At 44.2% G+C, this 963-nt stretch carries 1 pseudogene; it reads right to left on the bottom strand.

The features are described 5' to 3' along the window. Window positions 1–65 precede the first annotated feature (65 nt). Window positions 66–963, bottom strand: a pseudogene (locus BN1356_RS12745) (reverse transcriptase domain-containing protein); the annotation flags it as partial.

Genomic DNA, 963 nt, shown 5'->3' with positions numbered 1-963 from the left:
ATCGAGTAGAGACTAATTCCTAGCCCCTCTCACACCACCGTGCGTGCCGTTCGGCACACGGCGGTTCAACTAACTTTTAACGCATGTCGTTCAAGATAATAATCTAGGCATGAAACCAGTCCACGTTTAGCGAGGACTGGTTTTGATATAGCTGAATTGACTTTTGTGCCACTAATTGATAGTGGTCACCCCAGCCAGATACCTTATCAGCTATCCATTTGGGAGTCCCTAGTTTAAGTAGTCCCCAAAGTCGCCTTGACTTCTTCTTCCATTGTTTCCAAATAATAACTCTAATTCGTGTCCTCAATCGTTTATCAATTTCTCCCATGACTGACTTCATGTTAGTCAATGCGAAGTAGTTTATCCATCCGCGAATAAGCCAGTTGAGTTTCTCAATACGGCTACCCAAGTCAGTGCTCCATTTGCGTGTTGTGAGCTTCCTAAGTTTCCTCTTGAAACTCTGGATACTCTCTTGATGTGGACGACTTTTCCACCCTTCAGCTGATTTCCAGAATCCGAATCCAAGGTACTTCAGTTGACTCGGTCTGGTAATCTTAGTCTTGGTCATATTGACTTTCAATCCCAGTCGCTTCTTAATGAATCGGCTAACTTAATACATGATACGTTTGGCAGATGCTTCGCTCCCAACTGTGATGACACAGTCATCTGCGTACCGGACGAAACGAAGCCCTCGATTTTCCAATTCCTTGTCCAGCTCATTGAGCGTGATATTGGACAGGAGGGGAGATAGATTCCCACCTTGTGGTGTTCCCACCAGCGTTTTATGGCGCTGTCCATTGATAACTACACCCGAATGAAGATACCTACGAATCAGAGACTCTGTATCTCCATCTTGGATAATGTTATGGACAAGAGACATCAATCTATCTTGGGGAACTGTGTCGAAGAATTTCTCAAGGTCAATGTCCACAATCCACTCATAGCCATCATTAAGGTATTCTA

The organism is Streptococcus varani, assembly GCF_001375655.1.
Classification (GTDB): Bacteria; Bacillota; Bacilli; order Lactobacillales; family Streptococcaceae; genus Streptococcus; species Streptococcus varani.
This window is presented reverse-complemented; position numbering and strand designations above follow the sequence as displayed.